19 protein-coding genes are annotated in these 21,846 nt (G+C 72.8%); 10 read left to right on the top strand and 9 right to left on the bottom strand.

Going from position 1 to position 21,846, the window contains the following annotated elements; genetic code table 11:
• Positions 1-601: 601 nt before the first annotated feature.
• Positions 602-1,159, top strand: coding sequence for a hypothetical protein (locus tag FH609_RS17375; RefSeq protein WP_139668519.1), 558 nt, complete (start codon positions 602-604; stop codon positions 1,157-1,159).
• Positions 1,160-1,222: 63 nt separating this feature from the next.
• Here FH609_RS17375 and FH609_RS17370 read toward each other — a convergent pair whose 3' ends face one another.
• From FH609_RS17370 to rocD, 3 genes are all read right to left on the bottom strand, one after another.
• On the bottom strand, positions 1,223-2,131 hold the full coding sequence (locus FH609_RS17370) for a glycine betaine ABC transporter substrate-binding protein (RefSeq protein WP_139668518.1): 909 nt from the start codon (positions 2,129-2,131) through the stop codon (positions 1,223-1,225).
• A gap of 140 nt (positions 2,132-2,271) precedes the next feature.
• Positions 2,272-3,261 carry a malate dehydrogenase gene (locus FH609_RS17365; RefSeq protein WP_139668516.1) on the bottom strand — a complete coding sequence of 330 codons (990 nt, stop codon included), beginning with the start codon at positions 3,259-3,261 and terminating at the stop codon, positions 2,272-2,274.
• A 238-nt stretch (positions 3,262-3,499) separates the two neighbouring features.
• The gene (rocD, locus tag FH609_RS17360; RefSeq protein WP_139668514.1) at positions 3,500-4,780 is read right to left on the bottom strand and encodes an ornithine--oxo-acid transaminase; all 1,281 of its coding nucleotides are present in this window, start codon (positions 4,778-4,780) and stop codon (positions 3,500-3,502) included.
• 173 nt (positions 4,781-4,953) lie between these two features.
• On the opposite strand from rocD, the gene trpS reads away from it, so the two are divergent.
• The 3 genes from trpS (at position 4,954) to FH609_RS17345 (ending at position 7,835) form a co-directional block, all read left to right on the top strand.
• Positions 4,954-5,970: a tryptophan--tRNA ligase gene (gene trpS / locus FH609_RS17355; RefSeq protein ID WP_139668512.1), complete on the top strand. Its 1,017-nt coding sequence runs from the start codon at positions 4,954-4,956 to the stop codon at positions 5,968-5,970.
• 160 nt (positions 5,971-6,130) lie between these two features.
• Complete coding sequence (locus FH609_RS17350; RefSeq protein WP_139668592.1) at positions 6,131-6,724, top strand: 2'-5' RNA ligase family protein; 594 nt, start codon at positions 6,131-6,133, stop codon at positions 6,722-6,724.
• 172 nt (positions 6,725-6,896) lie between these two features.
• Complete coding sequence (locus FH609_RS17345) at positions 6,897-7,835, top strand: YihY/virulence factor BrkB family protein (protein ID WP_139668510.1); 939 nt, start codon at positions 6,897-6,899, stop codon at positions 7,833-7,835.
• On the opposite strand, the gene FH609_RS17340 is transcribed toward FH609_RS17345, so the two are convergent.
• Positions 7,723-8,955 (bottom strand): D-alanyl-D-alanine carboxypeptidase family protein, encoded by a 1,233-nt coding sequence (locus tag FH609_RS17340; protein WP_226961751.1) that lies wholly within the window; start codon positions 8,953-8,955, stop codon positions 7,723-7,725. The two genes, FH609_RS17345 and FH609_RS17340, sit on opposite strands and share 113 nt — an antisense overlap.
• A gap of 243 nt (positions 8,956-9,198) precedes the next feature.
• Here FH609_RS17340 and FH609_RS17335 point away from each other — a divergent pair, with 243 nt between their 5' ends.
• The 5 genes from FH609_RS17335 to FH609_RS17315 all read left to right on the top strand — a co-directional run bounded on the left by FH609_RS17335 (position 9,199) and on the right by FH609_RS17315 (position 15,700).
• Positions 9,199-10,566 carry a metallophosphoesterase gene (locus FH609_RS17335; RefSeq protein ID WP_139668508.1) on the top strand — a complete coding sequence of 456 codons (1,368 nt, stop codon included), beginning with the start codon at positions 9,199-9,201 and terminating at the stop codon, positions 10,564-10,566.
• 179 nt (positions 10,567-10,745) lie between these two features.
• Positions 10,746-11,048 carry a carboxypeptidase-like regulatory domain-containing protein gene (locus FH609_RS17330; protein WP_139668505.1) on the top strand — a complete coding sequence of 101 codons (303 nt, stop codon included), beginning with the start codon at positions 10,746-10,748 and terminating at the stop codon, positions 11,046-11,048.
• 182 nt (positions 11,049-11,230) lie between these two features.
• Entirely contained in the window at positions 11,231-12,868 is a 1,638-nt protein-coding gene (locus tag FH609_RS17325) for an ABC transporter substrate-binding protein (protein ID WP_139668503.1), read from the top strand.
• Between the two features lie 21 nt (positions 12,869-12,889).
• Positions 12,890-13,732 carry a hypothetical protein gene (locus tag FH609_RS17320; RefSeq protein ID WP_139668501.1) on the top strand — a complete coding sequence of 281 codons (843 nt, stop codon included), beginning with the start codon at positions 12,890-12,892 and terminating at the stop codon, positions 13,730-13,732.
• 96 nt (positions 13,733-13,828) lie between these two features.
• Positions 13,829-15,700, top strand: a complete 1,872-nt coding sequence (locus tag FH609_RS17315; RefSeq protein WP_139668499.1) for a serine/threonine-protein kinase — start codon at positions 13,829-13,831, stop codon at positions 15,698-15,700.
• A gap of 18 nt (positions 15,701-15,718) precedes the next feature.
• Here the strand turns inward: FH609_RS17315 and FH609_RS17310 are convergent, their stop codons facing one another.
• Entirely contained in the window at positions 15,719-17,128 is a 1,410-nt protein-coding gene (locus tag FH609_RS17310; protein WP_139668497.1) for an FAD-binding oxidoreductase, read from the bottom strand.
• A 69-nt stretch (positions 17,129-17,197) separates the two neighbouring features.
• Here FH609_RS17310 and FH609_RS17305 point away from each other — a divergent pair, with 69 nt between their 5' ends.
• A complete protein-coding gene (locus tag FH609_RS17305) occupies positions 17,198-17,992 on the top strand; it encodes an SAM-dependent methyltransferase (RefSeq protein WP_139668495.1) in 795 nt (264 codons plus the stop codon).
• Between the two features lie 372 nt (positions 17,993-18,364).
• On the opposite strand, the gene FH609_RS17300 is transcribed toward FH609_RS17305, so the two are convergent.
• Genes FH609_RS17300 through sdhC form a run of 4 tightly spaced genes read right to left on the bottom strand, consistent with a single transcriptional unit; the run spans position 18,365 to position 21,773 of the window.
• Positions 18,365-19,141 (bottom strand): succinate dehydrogenase iron-sulfur subunit, encoded by a 777-nt coding sequence (locus FH609_RS17300; RefSeq protein ID WP_139668493.1) that lies wholly within the window; start codon positions 19,139-19,141, stop codon positions 18,365-18,367.
• The gene (gene sdhA, locus FH609_RS17295; protein WP_139668491.1) at positions 19,141-20,895 is read right to left on the bottom strand and encodes a succinate dehydrogenase flavoprotein subunit; all 1,755 of its coding nucleotides are present in this window, start codon (positions 20,893-20,895) and stop codon (positions 19,141-19,143) included. Before sdhA ends, FH609_RS17300 begins: the two co-directional genes overlap by 1 nt.
• 28 nt (positions 20,896-20,923) lie before the next feature.
• Positions 20,924-21,385 carry a succinate dehydrogenase hydrophobic membrane anchor subunit gene (locus FH609_RS17290; protein ID WP_122182231.1) on the bottom strand — a complete coding sequence of 154 codons (462 nt, stop codon included), beginning with the start codon at positions 21,383-21,385 and terminating at the stop codon, positions 20,924-20,926.
• Between the two features lie 7 nt (positions 21,386-21,392).
• Complete coding sequence (gene sdhC, locus FH609_RS17285) at positions 21,393-21,773, bottom strand: succinate dehydrogenase, cytochrome b556 subunit (protein WP_122182230.1); 381 nt, start codon at positions 21,771-21,773, stop codon at positions 21,393-21,395.
• Positions 21,774-21,846 lie beyond the last annotated feature (73 nt).

The following is a 21,846-nucleotide window of genomic DNA, read 5'->3' as shown; positions in this document are numbered from 1 at the left end:
TGAACAGATCGTTCAACTCTAGACGGGCACCTACAGAAAGAGACCCCCACCCCCCTGCCCGGAAGCCGACAAGGCGCGGACTACCCCACCGGCAGGCGATGTTCGCGCGGCAGCGTGGTCGTTGACCAAACGCCCCGTCCTGCCAGCAGGGGTGAGGCGGCGGGCCGTCCCCTTTCAGTCGTCCGACGATCGGTCATGTCCGAGACGGGCGACATGCCGGGGCAGGCCGGCGAAGCCGGTGCGCGCCACGCACGCCCCCAGCCGCCGGCCGGCCCTCGAACTCGGCGCGGTCCCTGCGCCCGGAAGGCACGCACCGCCATTCCCGACCACCCCTGGCGGCAACGAACTCCACCCCCCGAAAGCCGCGCCCCCCTTCCCAGCCAGCCCATCACGGTCATTCGTTACGCCCGCACCCGGCCGAACGTGCGCCATCTAGGCCCAGCGTCGTGGTCCGCGCCAGAGCCTCAACCGAACCTCGGAGTCTCGATGTTCACCCACGACCAGTCGGGCTGCCCCGCACCGGCCACCGGCCCGCAGACAAACCCCGCACCACCCACCACCCCGCGCCGTCGCCTCGTGGTGGATGGCTAGGCTCGTGCTCATGGGCGACTATTTTCAGACTGTTGTCGATCTGGATGCCACCGAGTCGGGTGCTCGGGCCGTTGCCGACGCCGGCCTGGCGTGGCTGGTCGGGGAGGGGATCGTGGCGGCGGAGTTGACCGACTGCGTGCTGGGCGCGCCGTTGGGTCACGCGCCAGGTCCCCGGTGGGGGGAGGCGGTCGTCGAGGACGGCTGGAAGCCGAGTGACGGGCTCAAGGTCATCGCGGGGCGCACCGTTTTCAACGCCGGGCAGGGCGAGCCGTGGTGGGCCATGTGCCCGCACTGTGCCGTCCCGGTCGACCTGAGCGCGGACACGGCCTGGGAGCCCTTCCGGGACGCCATCGAAACCTGGGACGACACGGGCCGGGCCGCCGTCGCGTGTTCGGGGTGCGGCAGGACCGGCGACCTGACCGCGTGGGCCTGGTCCGACAACTACTTCGCGTTCGCCTGGGTGGGCTTCGAGTTCTGGAACTGGCCCGAGTTCCGCCCCGACTTCCTCGAACGCTTCGCCCGCGCGCTGGAGGGCCACCGAACGGTCCTGGTCGGGGGCAAGCTCTGAGACGGCCCGTCGCCCTCCGGCCTCCCACCGGCCGGCCGGGCCGCGACGGCCGTGCGCCGGGCGTCAGTTGAACCAGGCGGCCACGGTGTCCGGGTTGTCCTCCACCCAGCGCTCGGCGGCGGCCCTGGGCGTCAGGCCCTGGCCGGCGATCAGCTCGGCGACCGCGTTCTGGTCCCGCTCCGACCAGGAGAACGCCCGGAGGAAGTCGACGACCTCGCCGCCCTCCTCGGCGAACTCGGCGTTGAGGTACTTCCGCAGCGGGATCGTCGGGTAGTAGTCGGGGAGTTCGACCTCGGCCAGCTCGACCTTGGTGGCCAGCCAGTGCGGCTGCCAGAAGTACGCCAGCAGCGGGGTGCCCCGGGAGCCGGCCTGGTGGATCTCGTCGACCAGCGCGTCCTCGCTGCCGGCGGCGACCGGCGTGAGGTCCAGGCCCAGCTCGTCGATGATCGTCGCGTCCCTGGTGGCGAAGCCCGGGTCGGCCTGGAGTATCCGGCCGCCGAGCTGCTCGGCGAAGTCGTTGAGGTTCCGCCAGTTGAGCACCTCCGGGTGCGCCTCGGCGAACTCCCCGGGTATGTACCAGCCCACATGCCCGGAGATCCCCAGCTCCCCGGCCGCCACCACGTCGCCCCGCTGCTCCACGTGCAGCCGGGTCTGGTCCGGCAGCCCGCCCCAGTCCTCCAGCAGCACCTGGGTGTCGCCGGCGCCCAACTCGGCCCAGGAGGCGGCCGGTTCGGTCTCCACCTTCTCCACCGGGACGCCCAGCTCCTCCTCCAGCAGATACGCCACCACCGCCGCGTTGGCCCGCGCGCCGGGCCAGTCGGTCACCGCTATCCGGACCGGCTCCCGTTCCTGGGCCCCGAGCAGCTCGCCCGGCAGGTCGCAGGCGCTGGAGAACACCAGGCCCAGCGCGCCGAGCCCCGCCAGCAGACGGTGCGGCGCCAGGCGGCGTATCCGGGGGGAGATGCGGGGCATCGGCGGTGGCTCTTCCTTCGGGTGGGCCGGAGCGGGGTTCGCGCCTACTTCTTCGTGCCTACGCAGTGTGGCCCCAACAGCGGGTGTGGGGCCACAGACGCGTCATGAGACGTGGGGGAACAACGGTCGAATCGTGCGACTCAGATGAGGCCGAGCGCGCGAACCGCCTCGCGCTCCTCCGACAGCTCGCGCACCGAGGCGTCGATCCGCACCCGGGAGAAGTCGTTGACCGCGAGGTCCGGCACGATCCGGTACGAGCCGCCGGCGCAGGTGACGGGGAACGAGGAGATCAGGCCCTCGGGCACGCCGTAGGAGCCGTCGGACGGGATGGCCATCGAGGTCCAGTCGCCCTCGGGGGTGCCGTTGACCCAGGTGTACACGTGGTCCACGGCCGCGTTGGCGGCGGAGGCGGCCGACGAGGCGCCCCTGGCCTCGATGATGGCGGCGCCGCGCTTGGCCACGGTCGGGATGAACTCGTCGGCCAGCCAGCCCTCGTCGCCGATCGCCTCGGCCGCGTTCTTCCCGGCGACCTCGGCGTGGAAGATGTCCGGGTACTGGGTGGCGGAGTGGTTGCCCCAGATGGTGAGCCGGCGGATCTCGGAGACCGGCGCTCCGGTCTTCTTCGCGAGCTGGGAGAGCGCCCGGTTGTGGTCGAGGCGGGTCATCGCGGTGAACCGCTCGGCCGGCACGTCGGGGGCGGCGGCCTGCGCGATCAGCGCGTTGGTGTTGGCCGGGTTCCCCACGACGAGGACCCGCACGTCGTCGGCGGCGTGGTCGTTGATCGCCCGGCCCTGCGGCTTGAAGATGCCACCGTTGGCCTCCAGCAGGTCGCCCCGCTCCATGCCCTTGGTGCGCGGGCGGGCGCCGACCAGCAGCGCGACGCTGGTGCCGTCGAACGCGACGTTGGCGTCGTCGGTGATGTCGACGCCGGTCAGCAGCGGGAACGCGCAGTCGTCCAGCTCCATGGCCGTGCCCTCGGCGGCGGCCAGCGCCGGGCTGATCTCCAACAGGCGCAGCCGCACGGGCACATCGGGCCCGAGGAGCTGGCCAGAGGCGATCCGGAAGAGCAGCGCGTAGCCGATCTGGCCGGCGGCGCCGGTGACGGTGACGGTGACGGGGGTGCGGGGCATCTGGGACCTTCCGGTATGTGAGATGAGGCGGCCGGGTCCTCGGCCAGGTTACTCGTCCGACGTGGCCGGGAACTCCCACGGTGGGCGGGAGTCCCCGCGCGCTTTCTCGCCATATCTCGCCATCAAGATACGTCCGTCAGCGTAGTCCCGGGGCGGCGGGCGCCGGGGGTCGGGGGCCCGCCGCCGGGCGGCGGACCCCGTTCCCGACCACCCCGAACGAACGCGGCGGGAACGTGCCCTAGCCGAGCAGCACCTCGCGGAGCTGGGCCAGCGCCCACGCCAGGTCCTCCTCCTCGATCACCAGCGGCGGAGCGATCCGCAGCGTCGCGCCGTGGGTGTCCTTCACCAACAGCCCCCGCTCCAGCAGCCGCAGCGCCACGTCCCGGCCGCTGCCCAGGCCAGGCGCCAGGTCGAGCCCCGCCCACAGCCCACGGCCGCGCACCTCGGTCAGCGCGCCCAGCTCGACCAGCTTGGCCAGCTCGTCGTGGAGCCGCTCGCCCAGCCGGGCCGCCCGCGCCTGGATCTCGCCCTCCCGCAGCATGGTGACGACCTCAAGGCCGACCGCGCAGGCCAGCGGGTTGCCGCCGAACGTCGAGCCGTGCTCGCCCGGCCGCTGCACGCCCAGCACCTCGGCCGACGAGACCACCGCCGAGACCGGCAGCACCCCGCCGCCCAGCGCCTTCCCCAGGATGTAGACGTCGGGCACCACGCCCTCGTGCTCACAGGCGAACGTCCGCCCGGTGCGGCCAAGCCCGGACTGGATCTCGTCGGCCATCAGCAACACCCCGCGCTCGGCGGTCAGTCGCCGCACCCCGGGCAGATAGCCGGGCGGCGGGACGATCACCCCGGCCTCGCCCTGGATCGGCTCCAGCAGCACCGCGACGACCGTTCCCTCGTCCCCGTCGGGGCCGCCGTCGCCGCCGCCATCAAGAGCCGCCTCCATCGCGGCCAGGTCGCCGAACGGCACCACCGTGAACCCGGGCGTGAACGGGCCGTGGTCGCGGTAGGCGTCCGGGTCGGTGGAGAAGCCGACCAGCGTCGTGGTCCTGCCGTGGAAGTTGTTGGCGGCGACGACGATCCGCGCCTTCCCCTCGGGCACCCCGCGCACCCGGTAGCCCCACTTGCGGGCCGTCTTGATCGCGGTCTCCACCGCCTCGGCGCCGGTGTTCATCGGCAGCACCATGTCCATCCCGCACAGCGCGGCCAGCTGGCTGACGAACGGGGCGAACCGCTCGTGGTGGAAGGCGCGCGAGGTCAGCGTGAGCCGGGTCAGCTGGGCCCTGGCCTCGGCGATCAGCCGGGGGTGACCATGGCCGAAGTTGAGCGCCGAGTAGCCGGCCAGCAGGTCCAGGTACCGGCGGCCGGTCACGTCCGTCACCCAGGCGCCGCGCGCGGAGGCGATGACGACCGGCAGGGGGTGGTAGTTGTGCGCGCCGTGCGCTTCGGCCGAGGCGATCAGGGCGGCGGGGTCCGTCGCGAGCTGCGCCGGGTTCGCGGCGAGGCTCTCTGGAACGCTCATGGCGACATCCGATCTCTGGCGGGGGTGGTGCCTTCGCATCGACTTGTAGCGGTTCACGTCCGCTATGGGAAGAATCCCCACGCGACCGTTCGGAATGCGGTGCTCCGCCGGGCCGTTCGCGGGTGCCGGCCGGGGGCCGTTACCCGGTTGGCGGACCTGAGAGAATGGCGGGCATGGCCACCGATCGTCCACGCGTCTTCTCCGGTATCCAGCCGACCGCAGGCTCCTTCCACCTGGGCAACTACCTGGGCGCCGTGCGGCAGTGGATTCCGCTCCAGGAGTCCCACGACGCCTTCTACTCCGTCGTGGACCTGCACGCCATCACCGTTCCGCAGGACCCGAAGGCGCTGCGCGAGGCCACCCGGCTGGCCGCCGCGCAGCTGCTGGGCGCCGGGCTCGACCCGGAGCGCTGCACCCTCTTCGTGCAGAGCCATGTGCCCGAGCACACGCAGCTGGCCTGGGTGCTCAACTGCGTGACGGGCTTCGGCGAGGCGTCCCGGATGACGCAGTTCAAGGACAAGTCGGCCAAGCAGGGCGTCGAGGGCACCACCGTCGGCCTCTTCACCTACCCGACGCTGATGGCCGCCGACATCCTGCTCTACCAGACCGACCAGGTGCCGGTCGGCGGCGACCAGCGGCAGCACGTCGAGCTGACCCGGGACCTGGCGCAGCGGGTCAACGGCCGGTACGGGCAGCTGTTCCGGCTGCCCAGCGCCCACATCCTCAAGGAGGCCGCCAAGGTCCAGGACCTCCAGGACCCGCTCAGCAAGATGAGCAAGTCCAGCTCGTCGCCCAAGGGCATCGTCTGGATGCTGGACCCGCCGAAGACCTCGGCGAAGAAGTTCCGCTCGGCCGTGACCGACACCGGCACCGAGGTGCGCTACGACCCGGAGAACAAGCCGGGGCTCAGCAATCTGCTCACCATCTACAGCGCGCTGTCCGGGTTGAGCGTCGCCGAGCTGGAGGAGAAGTTCGACGGCCAGCTCTACGGCCCGCTCAAGACGGAGCTGGCCGAGCTGTTCACCGAGTGGGTGACCCCGATCCAGGCCAGGACCAGGGAGTTCCTCGACGACCCGGCCGAGCTGGACCGGGTGCTGGCCACCGGCGCCGAGAAGGCGCGGCCGGTCGCCGCCGAGACCCTGACCCGGGTCCACGAGGCGGTCGGCTTCCTGCCGGGGCTGCCCGTCTGACGGCCGCGCGCCGCTCCCCGGGGCCCCGCCGGGTTTCGGGGCCCCGCCCGGTTTCGGGACAACGGATGGGCCGCACCGTTCGCGCGGGCGCGGCGAGGCTGCACACTGGCGGGGGAACAGGCTCACGAGTCGACCGGCACGAGTTGGAGGGAGTCGGATGGTGGGGACGGTGACGCTCGGTGTGTCCATCGCGGTCCCGGAGCCGCACGGCAGCCGGCTACAGCGCTGTCGGCTCGGCTTCGGCGACGCCGCGGCCGCCGGCATCCCCACCCATGTGACGCTGCTGCCGCCCACCGAGGTCGACCCGGACGACCGGCCGGCGATCGAGGACCACCTCGCGGCCATCGCCGCCGCCGGGCGCCCGTTCCCGATGCGGCTGTGCGGCACCGGCACCTTCCGGCCGCTGTCGCCCGTGGTCTTCGTGCGGGTGGTGGAGGGCGCCGCCGCCTGCGGCTGGCTCCAGGAGCGGGTGCGCGACCCGGCCGGGCCGCTCGCCCGCGAGCTGCTGTTCCCCTACCACCCGCATGTCACGGTCGCGCACGGCATCGCCGAGGAGGCGATGGACCGGGCCAGCGCCGAGCTGGCCGGCTACGAGGCGGCCTGGGAGGTGGCCGGCTTCGCGCTCTACGAGCAGGACGCGGCCGGGGTGTGGGCGCTGCGGCGGGAGTTCCGCTTCGCGGCCCCGGCCAGTCGGGCGCCCGCCGGGCCGGGGACGGCCGCGCCCCTGCTGGACCCCGCGCCCCGCGTCGCCTGAGCCGGGGCGCCCGTTCCGCCATCGCTCGCGCCGGCGCCCGGTGCCGCCAAGCACGCCGGGGCGCACGTTCGCCCGTGCACGCCGGCGCCCGCGCCGGTGTCGTGGGCCCTGGGCGCGGGCAGGCGCGCATAGGGTCGCGGCGGAACGCGGCGGCGCGGGCGAGGGAGGTCGGATGGAACGGCTGAGACGGCTCCCCTGGGTGGGCCCGGCCGTGGACTGGTTCCTGCGGAGCCGGATCTGGCGGATCTACCAGCACCTCGACGGGCGGCACTGGAGCCGGCTGGCCGCCGCCATCACGTTCACCAGCTTTGTCGCGCTCTTCCCCGTGCTCGGCCTCACGGCCGCCGTCAGCGGCCTGCTGCTCGACGACCGTCGGCTGGACGACATCGAGTCCTGGCTGGCCGACCAGGTGCCCGGCATCTCCGAACAGCTCGACCTCGGCGCCCTCTTCGACCACGCCGGCACCATCGGCCTGGTCTCGCTGCTGCTGGTGCTGCCCACCGGCGCCGCCTGGATCGACGCGCTGCGCGGCTGTCTGCGCGCCGTCTGGGACCTGGCCGACCCCGAGGACAACGTGGTGCTGCGCCGCGCCAAGGACGTCGGGGTGCTGGCCGGGCTCGGCGCGGTCACCCTGGTCTCGCTGGGCGTCTCGGCGCTCGGCCAGTCCCTGTTGCACCTCGCCGGCCGGGAGTTGGACGGCCTGACCTGGCTGGTGCAGCTGGGCGCCTACGCGGTCGCGATCGGCGTGACCTTCCTGCTGCTGCTCTACGTCCTGGTCTGGCTGCCCGGCGTCCGCCCGCCGCGCCACGCCACCGTGGCGGCCTGTCTGCTGGGCGCGGTCGGCATGGAGCTGCTGAAGCTGCTGCTCGGCGGCTATCTGACCGAGGTCGCCGGCCGCACCGTCTACGGCGCCTTCGGGGTGCCGGTGGCGCTGCTGCTGTGGATCAACATGGTCGCCAAGCTCCTGCTGTGGTGTTGCGCCTGGACCGCGACCGCCGTCAGTCCGCGGGACCGTCCCGACGCCGACGCGTTGGAAGCGACACCGGCAGCGGATGACGACGGTGGAACACATACGCCGCCACCGCCAGCACCGCCAGACCGCCGGCCGTGATCGTGAGCACCAGCGGACCGCTCGCCGAGTCCGCGTCGCCCGCCGCCCCGGCCGCGCCGGCCTGCGCCGCCTCGTCGGCGTTCTTGCCGTCCGAGCCGTCCGAGCCGGCCGACCCGGCCGAATCGGCGTCGTCGCCTTCGGCGTCCTCGGGCGGCGACTCGCTCAGCGGCCTGACCAGTTCGCCCACCGGCTCCACCAGATCGGCGGCCGCGAAGCCCCAGTCGAGCAGCGCGGCGGCCTCCCGGTAGACGGCGAGGTTGTCGTCGTCCGAGGGGTCCATCACCGTCACCAGCAGCACCCGGTCGTCGCGTTCGGCGACCCCGGTGAACGTGTAGCCGGCCTCGGAGGTGTAGCCGTTCTTGACGCCGGCGATCCCGGGGTAGGGGTCGAGCCCGGGGGCGCCGACCAGCAGCCGGTTGGTGTTCTGGATCTCGTAGGTCTCCCGGTCCTCGCCCTCGCCCTCCCCGGGGAAGTCCGCCGAGGCGGTGGCGGCATACTCGCGGAAGTCCTCGTGCTGGAGGCCGGCGCGGGCGAAGAGCGTCAGGTCGTAGGCGGAGGACAGCTGGCCGTCCGCGTCGTAGCCGTCCGGGTTGACCACCTGGGTGTCCAACGCCTGGAGGTCGGCGGCCCGTTCGTTCATCTCCGCGACGGTGGCCTCCTTGCCGCCGTTCATCGCGGTCAGCGCGTACACCGCGTCGTTGCCCGAGGCGAGGAAGACGCCGCGCCACAGGTCCTCGACGGTGTAGGTGTGGCCGTCGGCGACGCCGACCGCGCTGGAGCCGGCGCCCAGCTCGGTGAAGTGCTCCGGCTCGGCCCGGTAGGTCGCCTCCCGGTCCAGCTTGGGCAGCACGGTGTCGGCGAAGAGCATCTTGATGGTGCTGGCCGGCGGCAGCCTGCGGTGCGCGGCGTGCGCCGCGAACACCTCGCCGGTCTCGGCGTCCGCCACGATCCAGGACTTCGCGGTCAGCTCGTCGGGCAGCTCGGGCGCCCCGTCGGCGAGGCGCACGGCCGTTCCCGAGCCGGCCAGCTCGGCTCCGCCGACGGCCTCGCCCCCGGCGGGCGGGTCCTCGGCCGAGGCCAGGGAGGGGATCAGCAGCGCCGGGGTCAGTAACCCAAGCACCGCCGCACGAACGGAGATCCGACAAGAGGACGAACGATTGAACGGCACACGCTGAACCTATCGCTGTCGCCCGGCGTCCGTGCCAGCGGAGCGGCGCAAACCGGTGAACGCGCGGGGGCGCGGGCCGGCGGCGGCCGTCGTGGGCGATCCGACCGGTCGCCCATACTTGAACGCGGACTGGTGTGCGGACCGTGAGGGTCCCTCGCTTCGAGGTCCACCGCCTTTCGGGAGGGAACGCTTGTGATGACCGTCGTGGCCGCTGTGGTCATGGCTCTGGTGGCCTGCACGGTGCTGGGCGGCGTCCACTGGTACCTGTGGCGCCGCCTGGTGCGGGACGTGACCAGGCCGGGGAGCCGCTACCGGCGGCTCGGCGGCTGGGCCCTGGGGGCGCTGGCCCTGCTGATGGTGGCGGCCGCCGGCGGCGGGCAGCTGGGGCTGCCGTTCGCCGCGCACCGGGTGCTGGCCTGGCCCGGCTTCCTGTGGATGGCCACGCTGCTCTATCTGCTGCTGGCGCTGCTGGTCGGCGAGGTGGTGCGCTTCGCGCTGCTGCGCCGGGGGCGGCGGCGCGGCGCGGCCGAAGGGCCGGCCGCGCCGGAGCCCGAGCCGGCGGCCGCGCCGGTCGAGGAGGAGCTGGCCGTGGCCGAGCCGGTGCCGGCGGGCGTCGCCGCCGGCGGGGCGGCGCCGGCACCGGCCGGCCCGCCGGCCGAGCCCGCCGGGCCCGACGGGCCTGCCGGTCCCGAGGCGCCCGTCGGGGGCGACGCGGACGAGGGCCCCGGCTCCGGCGAGCTGAGCCGCCGGCTGCTGGTCTCCCGCTCGATAGCCGTCGGCGCCGGGCTGCTGGCCGCCGGCACCGTCGGCTACGGCACCGTCAACGCCCGCCGGCTGCGGGTGAAACGCGTCACGGTGCCGCTGGCCCGGCTGCCCCGGGGCGGCCACGGCTACCGGATCGCGGTGGTCAGCGACATCCACCTGGGCCCGGTGCTGGGCGGCGCCCACTGCCGCCGGGTGGTCAACGCGATCAACGAGGTCCAGCCCGACGCCATCGCGATCGTGGGCGACCTGGTGGACGCCGAGGTCGACGACCTGCGCTCGGCCGTCGCCCCGCTGGCCGACCTGCGTTCGCGGGACGGCGCGTTCTTCGTGACCGGCAACCACGAGTACTACGTGGAGACCGCCGAATGGATCGACCACGTGCGGGAGTTGGGCGTCACCCCGCTGGTCAACGAGCGGCGCGAGCTGCCGTTCCTCGACCTGGCCGGGGTCAACGACGTGGACGGCGAGGGCACCGAGTTCGGGGGGCCCGACTACGAGGCGGCGCTCGGCGACCGGGACCCGGAGCGGGCCTCGGTGCTGATGGCCCACCAGCCGGTGATGATCCACGAGGCGGTGGACCACGGCGTGGACCTCCAGCTCTCCGGCCACACCCACGGCGGGCAGATGTGGCCCATCACCTATGTCGCCGCGCTGGCCAACCCGACCCTGGCGGGCCTGGAGCGGTACGGGGACACCCAGCTGTACGTGAGTCGGGGCGCCGGCGCCTACGGCCCGCCGGTGCGGATCGGCGCCGACCCGGACATCACCGTCGTCGAACTGGCCTCGCGGCAGGCCTGACCGGCCGGAACGGCTCCCCGGGCGTCCCCCTAGGGGTGACCCGGAGAGTGTCCGGTTTTCGTGTCAGCCGGGCCCGACGCGTCAACTATTCGACGGCCGTTGGTGTCCTTGATAACGCTGGGGGAACAAACTGACAGCGTGATGGACACGGAGCGCGCGGTGTTGGAGGAAAGATCGGCATGACGGAGCTGGCAGGGACGGGGGAGGAACTCGTCGTCAGGGGGTGGGTGCGGGACTCGCTGGGCGTGGCGCTGCCCCGCGCGGTGGTGACCCTCTCCGCCGTTGACGGCGGCAGGAGTCTGGACAAGGCCCGCAGCGGCGCGGACGGCGCCTTCGAGGTGCGCGCCCCTGACGTGGGCGACTACGTGTTGGCGGCGTTCTCCCCGCAGTTGGGTGAGCAGAGCGTGGAGATCAGGTTGGACGGCGGGCGGCCCGTCGAGGTCGAGTTCATGATCGACGTGCCCGGCGCCGTGACCGAGTGAGGACCCGGGTGAGGGCCCGGGTGAGGACCCGTCAGGAGCGGCGGGTGGCGGCTCGCTCCAGGTAGCAGCCCGGCCACCATCCGAAGTGTGGCCGGTCCGTTGCCCCCTGCCTGCTGATGACCCTGGTGGCCTGTGGTTATCTGGGGCCTCGCTACTGGTCTTTCTGAGAAGGGGCGCGGGGAGTGCGACGTATCCGGGCCAAAGGGGTCATAGGCATCGCGGTGGCCCTGGCGCTGGTCGCCGGTGCGATCGGCGGGTGGGCGCTGTTGCGGTCCACGGACGAGACGGAGGACCCGATCGTGGTCGGCACCACCTCCACGCCCACCATGGTGGACCCGGCCGGCGCCTACGACGCCTCGGCCATGGCGCTGATGAGCAACCTCTACCAGTCGTTGCTCACCTTCGAGCACGGCCGGGAGCAGCCGGTGCCCGACGCCGCCGAGAGCTGCGGCTTCACCGACAACGAACTGACGGTCTACCGCTGCACCCTCAGGGACGACCTGACGTTCAGCAACGGGCGGGCGATCACCCCCGAGGACGTCAAGTTCTCCTACGAGCGCATCCAGGCGATGGCCGAACGCGCCGAGGAGGAGGCCGCCGACGACTCCATCCCGGAGGACGAGAAGTTCTCCTACGCGGGGCCCTCGGCCCTGCTGGCCAACCTCGTCGCGGTCCGCGTCGACGGCCGGGACATCATCTTCGAGCTGGAACACTCCGACGCCACCTTCCCGTTCGTGGTCGCCGCCAGCCCCGGCGCCATCGTGGACCGGGAGAACTACGAGATGCTGGAGCTGCGCGACGACTGGCAGGTGGACGGCTCGGGACCGTTCCTGCTGGAGTCGTGGAACGAGGGCGAGTCCGCCGAGCTGGTGCCCAACCCGGAGTACCGGGGCGCCAACGAGCCGCCCGAGTCCCCCGTCACCGTGCGCTACTTCTACGGCGACGAGGAGCAGTCGGCCGAGGAGCAGCTCGCCGCCGCCTGGGAGAACGGCGAACTCGACGTCAACGACGGCAAGATGCCGCCCCAGGTGATGTCGGCCGTCAACCGCAGCGACCCCGAGCGGCCCGTCACCGAGAACACGGCCGGCTCCATCCGCGTGATGGCGTTCAACACGGACGAGGGAATGCCGATGGCCTCCCAGGTCGCCCGGCAGACCGTCGCCGCGCTGCTGGACCGTGACTCCCTCGCCAGCCAGGTGCAGCAGGGCACCGTCGAGCCGCTCTACTCGCTGATCCCGGTCGGCTACACCGGCCACGGCACGCCGTTCTTCGACCAGTACCGCGAGCAGGACCCCGAGGTGCTGCGCCAGCGCATGGTCAACGCCGGGCTGCCGGTGCCGCTGCCGTTCGGGATCGCCTACTCGCGGGGCGCCGCCAACCACGAGGAGGCTGCCGAGATCGAGCGGCAGCTGGAGGAGGACGGCCTCTTCGAGGTGGAGGTCACCCACTACGAGTGGGACGAGTTCATCCCCGGCGTCTACTCGACGCGGGACTACGACGCGTATCTGATCGGCTGGCGGCCGGACTTCCCCGACCCGGCGACGTTCACCGACGGCATCCTCGGCCCGGGCGACGGCATGGGCACCGGCTTCTCCGACGAGCGGATCGACCAGCTGATCGCCGAGGCGCAGGCCGTGTCCAACCGCGCGCTGGCGGCCGACACGTTCCTCGCCATCCACGAACTGGCCGCCGAGGACGCCCCGATCATTCCGATCTGGCAGGAGAAGCGGTTCACCATCAGCCGCGAGGAGATCACCGGCGTGCAGCACCTGGTGTCGGGGAGCGGCGTCTGGCGGCTCTGGGAGCTTCGCCGAATCTGATCCGTGCGGCAGGATGCGCCCATGGCACGACTCAAGCACACCCTCATCCTGGACCCGACCCTCAGCCGCGACGAGCTGACCCGGGCGGTCGCTGTGCCCTTCGACGTCTGGGAGAGCCTGCGCGCCGAGGGGCACCGGCTGCGCGCCGAGGACGGCAGGGCCGTCCAGGGCGTGGCGCTGGTCGCCGGCGAACACGCCAGCCCCGGCGCCGTCTACGGCAGGGACGAGGAGACGGCGGCCCCGCTGGCGAAGGACGCCATCGCGCCCCGGGTCACGCTCGTCGAGTGGGACCGGGCGGGCGGCGTCGCGCTGCGGGTGGACGGCCAGCGGCTCGGCCCGGGGCCCAGCCCCCGGCTGGCCGCCGACCTCAGGCTGCGCGGCGTGGAGCGGCCCGAGCGGGCGACGCTGCGGGTCGACGGCTCCGTCTCCCGGCCGGGGCGGCAACGGCGGCGTTGGCTGCGGTGGTTCACCCTCCAGGCCGAGCTGGACGTCGCCCGCTGGTACGCCTCGGCTGCCGGCACCGCCGGGCGCGCGCCGCTGCGGGTGCGGGTGCGGCACTCGCTGGTCGGCGGCGAGTTCGGGGTGACGCCCCGCCCGGCGGCCGGCGGTGCCTGGGAGGTGGAGGTGCTGGTCAACGCCAGGGGCCGGGGCGTGCTGCGGCCGGTGGTCGCGGTGCCGCTGCTGGTCGCCAAGCGGATACTGCGCCGTTCGCTGGACCGGAACCTGCCGCGCGCCGCCGAGTTCTGGCGCGACCGGCTCCGGCCCGAACTCGTCCGCGACCCGGCCGAGTCGCGGCGCCTGCTGGTGGACGAGCTGTGCACGCCGTTCGAGGAGCGGTCGCGGGGGCCGGCCGCCGAGGGCTGAGCGGGCGGGGCGGGGTGGCGTGCTGGCGGGGCGTCAGGAACCCTCTGGAACAATGCCCGTCGGTTGTAGGTTCAACGAGCTTTCGGGGGACGCGGGATGGTGCGGCGGGGGACGCGGCTCAACGACCGGTACACGCTGACCGGGCGGATCGGTGGCGGCGCCATGGGCGACGTGTGGCGGGCCCAGGACGAGGTGCTCGCGCGCGAGGTCGCGGTCAAGGTCCTGAGCCCCAAGCTGCTGGAGGACGCCGGGTTCCGGGCCCGCTTCCGGCGCGAGGCGGTCGTGCTCGCGGCGCTCAAGCACCCCAACGTGGTGGCCGTCCACGACTACGGCGAGGCCGTCGAGGACGGTGACGGTGACGGCCAGGAACGGGTGGCGTTCATCGTGATGGAGCTGGTCGAGGGGCGCCCGCTGGACGCGGTCCTCGACGAGCACGGGACCCTGCCGCCGGAGCGGGTGCTGGCCATCGCCGCCGAGGCGCTGGACGGGCTGCACGCCGCGCACGTCCGGGACATCGTGCACCGGGACGTCAAGCCGTCCAACCTGATGCTGCGCGAGGGCGACCGGGTCACCGTCACCGACTTCGGCATCGCCCGGCCGGCCGCCGGCACCAAGATCACCGAGGGGCGCTCGGTCATCGGCACCGCCCTCTACATGGCGCCCGAGCAGGCCGAGGGGCGCGGCGCCGTGCCCGCTTCCGACCAGTACGCGCTGGGCGTGGTCTGCTACCAACTCCTCAGCGGCGAGCTGCCGTTCACCGGGGACTCGCCGGTGGAGATCCTGTTCAAGCAGGTCCGCGAGCCGGTGCCGGAGCTGCCGGCCGAGATACCCGGGCCCGTGCGGGCCCTTGTCACCCGGGCGCTGGCCAAGGCGCCGGAGGACCGCTTCGCCGACGCCGCCGCGATGGCGGCGGCCGCCCGCCGGGTGGCGGCCGGCGGGCCCCTGGACGAGGAGGACCCGGGCGCGGACGACGGCGGGGGTGCGGGCGGGGCGGGCGCCATCGTCGAGGTCGAGCGCGGCCGGGAGCCGGAGGACGACGCGGAGAAGCCGTCGGACGAGCGGGACAAGAAGAAACGGGAGCCCGAACGGCGGCGCTGGGGCGCGCTGTTGGGGCTGCCGCTGCTGCTGGCGCTGCTCCTGGTCGTCGGCACGCTGACGCTGGTCTATGTCGAGCGGCTGCCCTGGCGCACCGAGGCGGGCGGGCCCGAGACGCCGGCCCCCGAGGAGTCCACCGCCGACGCCGACGCCGAGCCCGGCGACCCGGAGGAGGCCGAGGACCCGGAGGAGACCGAGGAGGCGCGCGACGAGGACGGCGACGGCGAGCCGGACGAGGAGCCCGGCGAGGAGCCCGAGGCCGACGGCCGGGAGGACGCCGAGAACGCGGAGGACTCCGCCGGCGCGGGCGGCGGCGGCGACGGGAGCGGGAGTGGCGGCGGCGACTCGGGCGGCTCCGGCTCCTCGGGCGGCGGCGGTTCCTCGGGCGGCGGCGGTTCGTCCTCCGGCGGCGGCTCGTCGGGCTCCGGTTCCGGCGGCGGTTCCGGCTCCTCCTCCGGTGGCGGCGACGGCCCGCCCGACGGCTGCGGCGGGGCCAACTGGGGCCAGATCGTCAACGTGGCCGACGGACTCCCGCTGGGCCTGGCCGACAGCACGCCCCGGGCCGGCGGCGCGGTGATCTCCGGCGGCGACACCAGCCGGGGCTGGGCGCGGACCACCGCGTTCAACGACAACAACTTCCACCTCTGCACCGCGGACGGCGAGATCCTGACCACCAGCACCGCCTCCCCGCAGGGCGCCATCCTGGGTCCCACTTCCTTCGCCGTCCCCTGGGGCGTCATCCAGCCCTCGGGCGACGCCCACATCCTCAAGAGTTTCTCGAACGCATGTCTCACCAGCCAGGGTGCCGGCCAGCAGCCCGTGATGAAGCCCTGCGAGGAGGGCGACGACCGGCAGCGCTGGTACCTGCCCTGAACGGCGCGCCGCGCGGCGTCACAGCACCTTGCCCGGGTTGAGGATGCCGCGCGGGTCGAACACCCGCCGGATGGAGCGCTGCAACTCCACGCCCACCGGGCCGAGTTCCCGCGCCAGCCACTCCCGCTTGAGCACCCCGACGCCGTGCTCGCCGGTGATGGTGCCGCCCAACTCAAGGCCCAGCGCCATGATCTCGTCGAACGAGGCCCGCGCCCTGGCCGCCTGGTCCGGGTCGTTGGCGTCGAAGCAGACTGTCGGGTGCGCGTTGCCGTCGCCGGCGTGCGCGACCACGCCGATCGTGAGGTCCACCCGTTCCGCGATGGCGGCGATCCCGTCGATCAGCTCGGCCATCCGGTCGCGCGGCACGCACACGTCGTCGATCATCGTCGTTCCGGTGACCGCCTCCAGCGCCGGCAGCGTCGCCCGGCGCGCGGCCAGCAGCATCTCCGACTCGGCCTGGTCCTCGGCCGGCACCACCTCGCTCGCGCCCGAGGCCCGGCACAGCTCGCCGACCGCCGCCAACTCGTCGGCCGCCTCCGGGGTGTCGAACGCGGCCAGCAGCAGCGCCCGGGTGGACTCCGGCAGCCCCATCCTCGTCAGCCGGTTGACGGCCCGCACGCTGGTGCCGTCCATCAGCTCCAGCAGCGAGGGCGTGTGCCCGGCGGCCATGATCCGCGCCACCGCGTCCCCGGCATCCGCCGCCGAGCCGAACTCGGCCGCCAGCACCAGCTGGCGCGGCGGCGCGGGCCGCAGCGCCAGCACCGCGCGGACCACCACGCCCAGCGTGCCCTCGGCGCCCACGAAGAGCCGCGTCAGGTCGTAGCCGGCGACGCCCTTCGCGGTGCGCCGCCCGGTCCGCAGCAACCGCCCGTCCGCCAACACCACGTCCAGGCCCAGCACATACTCGGCCGTCACCCCGTACTTGACGCAGCACAGCCCGCCCGAGCCGGTACCGATGTTGCCGCCGATCGTGCACTGCTCCCAACTCGACGGGTCCGGCGGGTAGTTCAGCCCGTGCTCGGCGACGGCGCGGGACAGGTGGGCGTTGACCACGCCGGGCTCCACCACCGCGATCCGGTTCACCGGGTCGATCTCCAGCACCCGGTCCATGCGCAGCAGCGACAGCACCACGCAGCCGTCCACCGCGTTGGCCGCGCCCGACAGGCCGGTCCGCGCGCCCTGCGGCACCACGGGCACCCGCAGCGCGTGGCAGATCCGCAGCACCTCCTGAACCTGCTCGACGGAACGCGGCAGCACCACGGCGGCCGGTCGGCCCGCCGGGCAGAAGCTGGCCATGTCGTGCGCGTAGGAGGCGGTCACATCGGGGTCGGTGAGCACGGCGTCGGCCGGCAGCGCCGCCAGCAGCCGTGCGACAACGGTGGTCTCGCTCGGGGTCTCCGTCGCGGTCTTCTCGTCTGCGGTGCTCATGACCGCAGCTTGGCATCAGGACCAGGGAATTCCCATGCCGTGTGCCGGACGCCATGCCAGGCTTCCGCCATGAGCGCCGACGACACGCCGTACCACCGCCATCTGATCACCCATGCCGAGCACCCGATCGCCGCGCCGCTCGACGAGCCGTCCGTGGCCACGCTGCTTCGCCGGGCGCTGGGCGAGGCGGACCGCCGCGCGGCGGGTCAACGACCGGCCGGCCAGCGGCTGTTGGACCTCGGCTGCGGGCAGGCGGCCTGGCTGGTGCGGGCGCTGGCGGCCGATCCCGAGGCGACGGCCGTCGGCGTGGACGTGGACGCCGACGCGCTGGCCGGCGCCGCCAGCGAGGCGGCGCGGCGCGGCGTCGCCGAGCGGCTGACGCTGGTGGCCGGCGACGCCGCCGGCTACGCGGCCGAGGCCGCGCGCGGCGCGTTCGACGCGGTGCTGTGCGTGGGCGCGACGCACGCCTTCGGCGGCCTGGAACGGACGCTGGCCGCCGCCCGTGGCCGGCTGGCGCCGGGCGGGCGGCTGGTGGTGGGGGAGGGGTTCTGGGAACGGGAGCCGACGCCGGCCGCGCTGGCCGGCCTCGGCGCGGAGCGGGAGGACTTCACCGACCTGGCCGGCGTGGTGGACCTCTGCCAGGCCGCCGGGCTGACCCCGGTGTACGGGCATGTCTCCACGCTCGCCGAGTGGGACGACTACGAGTGGAACTGGACCGGCTCGCTGGCCGGTTGGGCGCTGGATCATCCCGACCACCCGAGGGCCGCCGAGGCGGCGGCCGACGCCGCCGAGCACCGAGCCGGCTGGCTCGGCGGCTACCGGGGCGTGCTCGGCTTCGTCACGCTGGTGCTGCGCGGCCGCTGACGACGACGGTGCGGAGGTGGCCACGGCGCGGGGTCGTCTGCGGGCCGCTGACGACGACGGTGCGGGGGTGGCCACGGCGCGTGGTCGTCTTCAGGTCCGTCGAGGGTTGCTCGCGCAGTTCCCCGCGCCCCTTGGGTGGGTGGGCGCTTGGGGGGCGCGGGGAACTGCGCGAAGTATGTGTGCCGGGCCGCAGGCGAGGACGGTGCGGGGTTGCTACGGTGCGTGGTCGTCTGCGGACCGTCGCCTGCTTCCCGCGCCCCTGGGGTGGGTGGGCGTTCAGGGGCGCGGGGAACTGCGCGAAGCATGGGGGGCGGGCCGCAGACGACAACGGTGATGGGGTGGCCACGGCGCATAGTCGGGTGCGGGGCTCCGTCAGAACCTGCGCGTGATCAGCGCCTTCTTGACCTCCTGGATCGCCTTCGTCACCTCGATCCCCCGCGGGCACGCGTCCGTGCAGTTGAACGTCGTGCGGCAACGCCACACGCCGTCCTTGTCGTTGAGCACCTCAAGCCGCCGCTCGCCGCCCTCGTCCCGGGAGTCGAAGATGAACCGGTGCGCGTTGACGATCGCCGCCGGCCCGAAGTACTGCCCGTCGTTCCAGAACACCGGGCAGGAGGAGGTGCACGCGGCGCAGAGGATGCACTTGGTCGTGTCGTCGAACCGCTCGCGGTCCTCGGCCGACTGGAGCCGCTCGCGCGTCGGCTCGTTCCCCGAGGTGATCAGGAACGGCATCACGTCCCGGTACGCCTGGAAGAACGGGTCCATGTCGACGACCAGGTCCTTGAGGACCGTCATGCCCTTGATGGGCTCGACCAGGATCGGCTTGGTGGCGACCCCGTCCTTGATGGGCGTGATGTCCTTGATCAGCGTCTTGCAGGCCAGCCGGTTCTTGCCGTTGATCCGCATCGCGTCCGAGCCGCAGATCCCGTGTGCGCAGGAGCGGCGGAACGTCAGCGTGCCGTCCTCGTGCCACTTGATCTGGTGCAGCGCGTCGAGCACCCGCTCCTTGGGGTCGATCGCGATCTCGAAGTCTCGCCAGTGCGTCTCGGCGGAGACCTCCGGGTTGAACCGGCGAATCCGGAACGTGACGGTGACCAGGTGGTCGGCGCCCGCCTGCGCGGCGGGCTTCTCCAGAGTCGGGGTAGCCATCAGTACTTACGCTCCATCGGCTGGTAGCGGGTGACGACGACCGGCTTGTAGTCCAGCCGGATCGACTCGTTGCCCTCGGCGTCCACCTCGCGGTAGGCCATGGTGTGCCGCATGAAGTTGACGTCGTCGCGGTTGGGGTAGTCCTCGCGGTAGTGGCCGCCCCTGGACTCCTTGCGGGCCAGCGCCGAGACCACCAACACCTCGGCCAGTTCCAGCAGGTTGCCCAGTTCCAGGGCCTCCAGCAGGTCGGTGTTGAAGCGGCGGCCCTTGTCCTGCACCGAGACGTTGCGGTAGCGGCGGCGCAGCGCGGTGATGTCCTCAAGGGCCTCCTTGAGGGTCTGCTCGGTGCGGAACACCATGGCGTTCTTGTCCATGGTCTCCTGCAACTCCTGGCGGATCTCCGTGACCCGCTCGCTGCCGGTGGCGTCGCGCATCCGCTCCACCTCGTCGGCGACGAACCTCGCCGGCTCGTCGGGCAGTTCGACGAAGTCGGCGGTCGCGGCGTACTCGGCGGCGGCGATGCCGGCGCGGCGGCCGAACACGTTGATGTCCAGCAGGGAGTTGGTGCCGAGGCGGTTGGCGCCGTGCACGGAGACGCAGGCCACCTCGCCGGCCGCGTAGAGGCCGGGCACCACGTCGGTGTTGTTGGCCAGCACCTCGCCCAGCACGTTGGTCGGCATCCCGCCCATCGCGTAGTGCGCGGTCGGCTGGATCGGGATCGGGTCGGTGTACGGCTCGATGCCCAGGTAGGTGCGGGCGAACTCGGTGATGTCCGGCAGCTTCGCGTCCAGCTGCTCGGGCGGCAGGTGGGTGAGGTCCAGGTAGACGTGGTCGCCGTCGGGGCCGCAGCCCCGGCCCTCGCGGATCTCGGTGTAGATCGAGCGGGACACCACGTCGCGGGAGGCCAGGTCCTTCATGACGGGCGCGTACTTCTCCATGAAGCGCTCGCCGTCCTTGTTCCGCAGGATGCCGCCCTCGCCGCGCGCGCCCTCGGTGAGCAGGATGCCCATCTTCCAGATGCCGGTCGGGTGGAACTGGAAGAACTCCATGTCCTCCAGCGGCAGTCCACGCCGGAACGCGGCGGCCTGCCCGTCGCCGGTGAGGGTGTGCGCGTTGGAGGTGACCTTGTAGAACTTGCCGTTGCCGCCGGAGGCGAAGACCACGGCCTTGGCCTGGAAGACGTGCAGCTCGCCGGTGGCCAGCTCGTAGGCGACGACGCCGGCGGTGCGGCGCTGCCCGTCCACCTCGTTGAGCAGCAGGTCCAGCACGTAGAACTCGTTGTAGAACTCCACGCCCTCCTTGACGCAGTTCTGGTACAGCGTCTGGAGGATCATGTGGCCGGTGCGGTCGGCCGCGTAGCAGGAGCGGCGCACCGGGGCCTCGCCGTGGTTGCGGCTGTGGCCGCCGAACCGGCGCTGGTCGATCCGGCCCTCGGGGGTGCGGTTGAACGGGAGGCCCATCTTCTCCAGGTCGAGCACGGAGTCGATGGCCTCCTTGGCCAGGATCTCCGCCGCGTCCTGGTCAACGAGGTAGTCGCCGCCCTTGATGGTGTCGAAGGTGTGCCACTCCCAGTTGTCCTCCTCGACGTTGGCCAGGGCGGCGGCCATGCCGCCCTGCGCCGCGCCGGTGTGGGAGCGGGTCGGGTAGAGCTTGGTGAGGACCGCCGTCCGGCTGCGCTTGGTGGCCTCGATGGCCGCGCGCATCCCGGCGCCGCCGGCGCCGACGATCACGGTGTCGTACTTGTGGATCTGCATGGTCGAATGCCTCGTCAGCCCCGGTGCGTCAGCGGATGTTCGGGTCGAAGGTGAAGATCACCAGGGTGCCCAGCAGCACGGTGAAGACCGTGGCCGTGTACAGCAGCATCTTCAGCCAGAAGCGGGTGCCGTCCCGCTGGGCGTAGTCGTTGATGATCGTCCGCAGCCCGTTGGCGCCGTGCAGCATGGCGAGCCAGAGCATGATCAGGTCCCAGGCCATCCAGAACGGGGAGGCCCAACGGCCGGCCACGAACGCGAAGCTGACCTTGCTGACGCCGCCGTCCAGCACCAGCTGGATCAGCAGGTGGCCCAGGACCAGCACCACCAGCACGATGCCGGACAGCCGCATGAAGACCCAGCCGTACAGCTCGAAGTTGGTGCGGGTCGCCTTCGGCGTGCGGGCCGTCCTGGCGCGCGGCGGCTCGATCAGCGGCGCGGGGTTGTCGGGGCTGGTGCCCTCGGAGGCACTCACGGAACTCACTGCGCTCATGGTGATCTCAGCTCCCGAACACTTCGCGGACGGCGTGGCCCAGCACCGGGTAGGCGGCGCCGGCCATCAGCACCAGCCACAGGCCCACCACGGTCCAGAGCATCTGCTTCTGGTAGCGGGTGCCCTGGGACCAGAAGTCGACGGCCACCACCCGCAGGCCGTTCAGCGCGTGGAACAGCACAGCGGCGACCAGGCCGTACTCCATCACGGCCACGACGGGCGTCTTGTACACCGCGATGGTGTCGTCATAGGCCTCGGGGGAGACTCGGACCAGAGCGGTGTCCAGCACATGGACGAACAGGAAGAAGAAGATGAGGACACCGGTGACGCGGTGCGCCACCCATGACCACATGCCTTCCCGGCCGCGGTACAACGTTCCTGCCGGCACGGAAGAACCCTTCGCACACGATTCACGTCGGGCCTGCCCGTGGACGCCGGTCCTCGGGACCTTCGGTCGGCCC

The organism is Streptomyces sp. 3MP-14, assembly GCF_006334905.2.
GTDB classification, from domain to species: Bacteria; Actinomycetota; Actinomycetes; order Streptomycetales; family Streptomycetaceae; genus Streptomyces; species Streptomyces triticirhizae.
This window is presented reverse-complemented; position numbering and strand designations above follow the sequence as displayed.